The 7,282-nt window shown below is 36.4% G+C and carries 8 protein-coding genes; all 8 read left to right on the top strand.

The annotated features are described in order from the left end of the window. A partial coding sequence (gene wecB / locus HMPREF2867_RS08440) for a non-hydrolyzing UDP-N-acetylglucosamine 2-epimerase (protein WP_070577068.1) occupies nt 1-887 on the top strand: 887 nt, incomplete at its 5' end. Between the two features lie 2 nt (nt 888-889). Next, the gene (locus HMPREF2867_RS08435) at nt 890-1,663 is read left to right on the top strand and encodes a hypothetical protein (protein WP_070577066.1); all 774 of its coding nucleotides are present in this window, start codon (nt 890-892) and stop codon (nt 1,661-1,663) included. Between the two features lie 142 nt (nt 1,664-1,805). Further along, nucleotides 1,806-3,116, top strand: coding sequence for a glycosyltransferase family 2 protein (locus HMPREF2867_RS08430; protein ID WP_004182618.1), 1,311 nt, complete (start codon nt 1,806-1,808; stop codon nt 3,114-3,116). Between the two features lie 8 nt (nt 3,117-3,124). Then, the gene (locus HMPREF2867_RS08425) at nt 3,125-4,228 is read left to right on the top strand and encodes a family 8 glycosyl hydrolase (RefSeq protein WP_004182617.1); all 1,104 of its coding nucleotides are present in this window, start codon (nt 3,125-3,127) and stop codon (nt 4,226-4,228) included. Nucleotides 4,229-4,497: 269 nt separating this feature from the next. After that, nucleotides 4,498-4,734, top strand: a complete 237-nt coding sequence (locus HMPREF2867_RS11055; RefSeq protein ID WP_083306764.1) for a DUF1146 family protein — start codon at nt 4,498-4,500, stop codon at nt 4,732-4,734. Between the two features lie 67 nt (nt 4,735-4,801). Beyond that, nucleotides 4,802-6,073: a UDP-N-acetylglucosamine 1-carboxyvinyltransferase gene (gene murA / locus HMPREF2867_RS08420; RefSeq protein WP_004182615.1), complete on the top strand. Its 1,272-nt coding sequence runs from the start codon at nt 4,802-4,804 to the stop codon at nt 6,071-6,073. A 1-nt stretch (nt 6,074) separates the two neighbouring features. Next, on the top strand, nt 6,075-6,263 hold the full coding sequence (locus HMPREF2867_RS08415) for a DNA-directed RNA polymerase subunit beta (protein WP_003097027.1): 189 nt from the start codon (nt 6,075-6,077) through the stop codon (nt 6,261-6,263). Nucleotides 6,264-6,324: 61 nt separating this feature from the next. Beyond that, on the top strand, nt 6,325-7,206 hold the full coding sequence (locus HMPREF2867_RS08410; protein WP_070577064.1) for a DNA/RNA non-specific endonuclease: 882 nt from the start codon (nt 6,325-6,327) through the stop codon (nt 7,204-7,206). Nucleotides 7,207-7,282: the final 76 nt, after the last annotated feature.

Genomic DNA, 7,282 nt, shown 5'->3' with positions numbered 1-7,282 from the left:
AACAACCTGATTTGGTTTTGGTTCATGGTGATACAACAACAACATTTGCTGCTGGCTTGGTTGCATTTTACAATAAAGTAAGTATCGGTCACGTTGAGGCTGGGCTTAGAACTTATGATAAATATTCACCATATCCAGAGGAAATGAATCGTCAGATGACTGACAGCCTTTCTGATTTGTATTTTGCACCTACTCAAGAAAGTAAAGCAAACTTATTGTCGGAAAATCATAAAAAAGAGGCAATTTATGTCACTGGTAACACAGCGATTGATGCCTTAAAACTTACAGTTAAAGATAATTATTATCATGAAGTTCTCGATAAAATCGATGAGAATAAAAAAATTATCTTAGTAACAATGCACCGAAGAGAGAATCAAGGTGAGCCAATGCGTCGAGTATTTAAAACTCTTCGTCATATGGTAGATGAGCATTCTGAAATTGAAGTGGTTTACCCTGTTCATTTGAGCCCTTCTGTACAAGCTGTAGCAAAAGAAATTTTAGGTGATCATGATAGAATTCATCTTATCGCACCTTTAGATGTCTTTGATTTTCATAATTTAGCTTCTAGAAGTTACTTTATTATGTCGGATTCTGGTGGTGTTCAAGAAGAAGCTCCATCACTTGGAAAACCTGTTTTAGTATTACGAGATACAACAGAGCGTCCAGAAGGTGTTAAAGCAGGAACATTGAAACTTGTCGGAACTGATCCAGACAAGGTGAAAGAAGCAATGACTTCACTTTTAACTGAAGAAGCTCTTTATAAAGAAATGTCTGAAGCTCCTAATCCTTATGGTGATGGTAAAGCATCTGAGAGAATTGTTCAAGCGATTAAAGTGTACTTTAATTTGGAAGATTCTGTATCAGAGTTTCACGAAGGAGGAAATTGAGTGTGAAAAGAGATAAAAAAATCTGGTATTGGATTTTATGTTTGATTTTCTTTGAAGCATTACTATTTCTCTACTGTAATCAAGTCAATCCTAATTTATTCATGTTTGAAGCTTTCTTTCTGATTTTAGGTATTGCTGCAGTATGTTTCTTAACAGAGATTCTGATTACTTGGCTAATCATTTTAAGTTTTGCTTTAAGTATCTTTGTATTGGTTAGTGGTGTTGTCTATCTTCCACTGAATGATACATTAGTTCTTATATTCAGTTTTCCTTTGTTAATGGGGATACTTTCAAAGATTAAGTATTACTTCTATAAATTTATTTCATCTGTTCAGATTGAAGAAGTCAAGGCTAGTAACGCTTATCGTGATTTATTAGAGGATAAAAAACCTGTTCAAGCACTTTTGATACATTGGTCTCATGAAGAACAATTCTTTGAATTGAGTCCTCGTGAATATAACCATTTGCTTACTAGTATCTATCATCAGATTTCAGATAAGCTGGATCGCTTTGAGCAAGTCTTTTATGTTTCTGAGGGGAGCTACTTAATCCTCTCAAAAAATGAATCTAGAAACTTAGAAAAGATTTATAAAACTAGTCTTGAAGAACATCTAAAAGAAATGACATTCACTAGGGGAAGTAGTTATCAAGGTATTCAATTTCAATCAGGTTTTCTTGTCATTGATAAAAAGAATTCCAAAAAATTTGATAACTATAGTGAATTAATGAGTAATTTAAACCGTCAGTTAGAAACGGATATTATTGTTGAGTATTAGGGGGAAGTTATGACTATCACAAACTTGTTTTTTGTATTTGCTTTATGTATTAGCCTTATTTTTGCGATTGCTTTCATTGTTTTGTTTACTGTTTATACAGTAATATATGAACGTGTTTCTCATAATTTCAAGGCGGTGAAACATGGTTAGTCAGTTTTTAATGATTTTCACCCTAATATCCATCTGGATTTCCTTAATTTGGGGTGTTGTTATTCTGGTATCAGCTGTTCATTTTTGGTTGAAACATAGTGATTTTAAGGTTGATAAGGAGGAACTTCCTTATTATCCTAAGGTTACGATTGTAGTTCCAGCCCATAATGAAGATGTTGTTATCTCTCAAACGGCTAAAGCTATCTTGAATATGAATTATCCTCATGACAAGGTAGAGCTACTTTTGTTTGCGGATAACTGTTCAGATAATACTTACCAAGAGTGTTTAGCTGTTCAAGCCTTGCCAGAGTATGCTGGACGTAATATTACCATTATTAATCGTAAAGGTACTGGTGGTAAAGCAGGTGTTCTGAACGATGCCCTTAAAATGGCTGATGGAGAATATATCTGTATTTATGATGCGGATGCCATGCCTGAAACTAATGCACTTTACTTCTTAGTTAAAGAAGTGATGAAGGATCCAGAACGAAGAGTGGCGTCCTTTGGCCGTAATAAAACAAGAAATGCAAAACAAAATTTCTTAACACGTTGTATCAATCAAGAGATTGTTGTCACGCAACGTGTTCACCACGTTGGAATGTGGCATTTATTTAAAATTGGTCGTATTCCAGGAACGAACTTCATTATTCAAACTGAATTCGTTAAAAGTATTGGTGGTTGGCGAAATGGTGCCTTGACCGAAGATACCGATATTTCCTTCAAGATTATGCAAAGTGGTAAATTAATTGCCCTGGCATATAATTCTGAAGCCTTCCAACAAGAACCTGAAACGCTTAAAAGTTATTATATGCAACGTAAGCGTTGGGCAAAAGGTAATTACGAAGTTGTTATCTCGAATTTTAAACATTTGTTCGGTAAAGGAAATTGGCGTGTAAAACTAGAAGTAGCGAATTACTCTTGTATTTTCTTCTGGTTTAATGGTGCAATTGTCTTATCTGATTTAATCTTCTTTGCTAATGTCTTAGCCATTGTTTTACATATCTTTTTCCCAACCGTGCAGATTCCGTTTGCCTTTGATGCAAGTAATATTTACATTGCTCAATTAATGTTGTTTAACTGGCTCTTGATGATTGGATTATATTTATTGCAAATCAATGTTGCCCTAGCTTCACAATTTGGACAAGCAACCAGCAAACAAATTTGGTTAGCGATTCTCTCTTATTTTAGTTACGCACAGTTATTCATTATTGTTTCTTTAGATTCGTTGTGGTCTATTATCATGGATAAAATTCTTCATCGTGAAGGAACAACATGGGTTAAAACTAAGCGTTTTGCAGAATAGGAGTATGTATGAAAACAAAATATTTTAAATATTTATGGTTTGTAGTTATCCTTGGCTTATTTGTTTTTTCAATGTTTACCATAAGAATGAAAACGAAAACTGATATTCAAGATAGAATTTATCAAAAATGGGAAAAACACTTCGTAGTCAAAAAAGGCAACGAAGCATATGTCAAAACTACTAATGACAAAGACAAAGATGTTGTTCTTTCCGAGTCACAAAGTTACGGAATGCTAATCACCGTGCGAGCAGCTAAGAAAGGTTTAGCTAATCAAAAAGATTTTGAAAGACTCTACAAGTATTATTTGTCACATCGTATTGAAGGCAATCAATTGATGTCTTGGGAACAAATTGTTCAAAAAAGTGCTAAAAATGTTGATGATCACAATGCAACTGACGGGGACCTTTATATTGCCTATGCCTTGATTGAAGCCTCAAAACAATGGCCAAGCCATAAAGATGAGTATCAAACACAGGCCAAGGCCCTCTTGCAGGATATTCTCAAGTATAACTATAATGAAAATATTGGAATTTTGACTGTTGGGAACTGGGCGAACAAAGATTCCAAATATTATAATCTTATGAGAACTTCAGATACTGTACCTAAGCAGTTCCAAGCTTTTTATGAAGTTACAAAAGATAAAAAATGGTTGGATATTAATAACAAGATGTTAAGTAGTCTTGAAACGATTAGTTCTAAAACTAAGACTGGATTAATTCCAGACTTTATCTGGGTGGATGAATCAGGGGCTCGTGTGGTTAAGCCTTACACCATCTCAAATCAGTTTGATTCAACGTATTCTTATAATGCTTGTCGTCTTCCATACAATCTTACTCAGAGTAACGATGAAAAGAGTCAGAAAGTCCTTAATAAGATGTTGGATTTCTTTATGACTCAGAAAAATGTCTTTTCAAATTACAATTTGTCTGGTAAGTTTTTAGACGACCACCAAGCTGCAAGTTTTAAAGCACCAATTGCTTTTGCGGCTGAGAAGGATCAAAAGTACTTGAAATTAGTTCAGCAGAATAAGATTGTCTTTATGCAGGATCTTCCTGTTAAGAATTATTATGATTCTGCGATTATTACTTTAGTAGCCATGGAATTCTTCTAAGTAATAGTTAACTAATGACTCAAAATCTTCCCTAAACCTGTTATTTGGAAACAGTAGCATTAGGGAAGATTTTTTCTTATGACTAATGATTGAAAATAAATTAAATTTCAATCTCGAATGAACACGGAAAATCTCATTTTGAAAGGTTCTTAAGTTGGTTAACAATGGCTCTTAATGGTGAAAACTAATAAAGAAATCAAATGTAAAAAATCGTATTTTTAATGATTCTTCTTATGTTTTATGTAAGTCTTCTATGATATAATAGTTTGATGACTATTTTAAATGATATGGTTCCTCTAGCGAGCCACTTGGTTTTTATTGGTTTAACTTATCAGATGGTGAATACGCTTTTTGATTGGGAAAAAATAACCAAGAATGTTATTGTTAACACTGGGAAATTGAGATTATTCTTGCTTTTTATTAGTATTGCCATTGGTTTTCTAGTAAGTTCATTCTTTACATATGTTTTAACGCTATGTCAATCGTTAGCAAGCTCAATATCTTAAATTAGTGATTTTAAAAGACTTTTGATATAATACAAAAAGATGAAAATGACCCTTGAAAGGAATCCTTATGGATAAAATTATTGTGCAGGGTGGCAACACTCGATTAAGTGGTGAGGTTGTCATTGAAGGTGCGAAAAACGCTGTCCTCCCCTTGTTGGCAGCGACTATCTTGGCCTCGGAAGGTCAAACAACCTTAACTAATGTTCCAATCTTGTCAGATGTTTACACGATGAATAATGTTGTTCGTGGTTTAGATATTGCTGTAGACTTTGACGAGGAAAACAATACCGTTGTCGTTGATGCTAGTGGAGAAATTCTTGATCAGGCGCCATATGAGTATGTGAGCAAGATGCGTGCGTCTATCGTAGTACTTGGACCAATTCTTGCCCGCAATGGCCACGCGAAGGTTTCAATGCCTGGTGGTTGTACGATTGGTAGCCGTCCGATTGACCTCCACCTCAAAGGTTTAGAAGCAATGGGTGCTAAAATTACCCAAGTTGGCGGTGACATCACTGCGACAGCAGAAAAACTAAAAGGTGCAACTATTTATATGGACTTTCCATCTGTCGGTGCCACTCAAAACCTTATGATGGCAGCGACTTTGGCTGATGGAGTTACAACCATTGAAAATGCTGCGCGTGAACCAGAAATCGTTGACTTGGCCCTTCTTCTTAACGAGATGGGAGCAGATGTCAAAGGTGCTGGAACTGAAACACTCGTGATTAAAGGTGTTAAAGCTCTCCATGGTACTAAACATGCGGTTGTTCAGGACCGTATTGAAGCAGGTACCTTTATGGTAGCAGCAGCCATGACTTCTGGTGATGTCCTTATCAAAGATGCTATTTGGGAACATAACCGTCCTTTGATTTCAAAATTATTGGAAATGGGTGTCTATGTTAAGGAAGAAGACGGCGGTATTCGTGTTAAATCTGATGTTTCACAATTGAAACCAGTAACCGTTAAAACTCTACCTCACCCAGGTTTCCCAACTGACATGCAAGCTCAATTTACAGCACTTATGGCAGTGGTAAACGGGGAATCAACCATGATTGAGACAGTTTTTGAGAATCGCTTCCAACACTTAGAAGAAATGCGTCGTATGGGACTTCATTCAGAAATCCTTCGTGATACGGCTATGATTCACGGTGGTTTGCCACTTCAAGGTGCTCAAGTTATGTCTACTGACCTTCGAGCTTCGGCAGCACTAATTCTTACAGGGATGGTGGCTGAAGGAACAACTACTGTTGGTAAATTGACACACTTGGATCGTGGTTACTATCAATTCCATGAGAAACTAGCTAAACTAGGAGCAAATATTTCACGTGTAAGTGAGGCTTAGTATGGAAACTGGTAAAGGCTATGTTTTTCGTCAATTATTACTTGTTTTGAGTGTGTGTGTGATTGGCCTTGCTTTTCTAGCAATCGGATTGATGATTGGCTATGCTGTTTTAGGAGAGGGCAAGGATCCTATAAGCATCTTAAAACCAGAAACCTGGCAAGCAATTGTTGCTAAATTTACAGGAAAATAAAAGGGAGTGGGAAGTAATCCCGCTCCTTTAGTCATGACATTCATATAAAAGAAAGAGAACAATGGCAAAAAGAAAGACATCTTTAACAAATAAACAGAAACGTCAGCTAGTCTCGTTACTAATAACGGTCTTGATTGCAGTTTTAGGTTACATTGGGACGAGCAATAAGCTATCGCCTAATAATCCAATCAAGCAGGTAGCTAGTCTAGTCTCGGGAAAATCCAATAACTCCGTCAAATCAAACGGTTCAACAAATGGAAAGGCTACGCCACAAGAGCAGCTTGCTGAGTCAGTGATGACTAGCTCCGTCAAGAGTCAACTAGGAAACTCCTTAGAATGGAATGGGGCAGGGGCTTATATTGTTAATGGTAATAAGACTAATCTAAATGCTAAGGTTTCTAGCCAACCCTATGCCAATAACCAAGTCAAAACGGTTCAAGGACAAACGGTTCCTACAGTTGCGAATGCCTTATTAAGTAAAGCAACCAGACAGTACAAAAATCGTCAAGAAACAGGGAATGGCTCAACCTCTTGGACACCTGCGGGATGGCATCAAGTTCACAATCTTTCAGGAGAGTATAGCCATGCCGTAGATAGAGGTCATTTGTTGGGCTATGCACTTGTAGGTGGTCTCAAAGGATTTGATGCCTCGACTTCAAATCCAAAAAATATTGCCGTTCAAACTGCTTGGGCTAACCAAGCTAATAGCGAAAGTTCTACGGGACAAAACTATTATGAAAGCCTGGTACGAAAAGCTCAGGATAAAAACAAACGTGTCCGTTATCGCGTTACCCTTATTTATGAAGGAGATAACCTCATTCCATCAGGATCACATCTTGAAGCCAAGTCAGCTGATGGCTCACTTGAGTTCAATGTCTTTGTTCCAAATGTACAAGAAGGGATTACCCTAGATTATTATTCAGGAAAAGTAACGGTGAATTAAAGCAACAAACGACTCTGATTGGAGTCGTTTTTAGTATCCAGAAAACAAAAACCCACCTACAGGTGAGTTTTTTGTT

The sequence above is a fragment of the Streptococcus sp. HMSC064H09 genome, assembly GCF_001812625.1.
Taxonomy (GTDB): Bacteria; Bacillota; Bacilli; order Lactobacillales; family Streptococcaceae; genus Streptococcus.
This window is presented reverse-complemented; position numbering and strand designations above follow the sequence as displayed.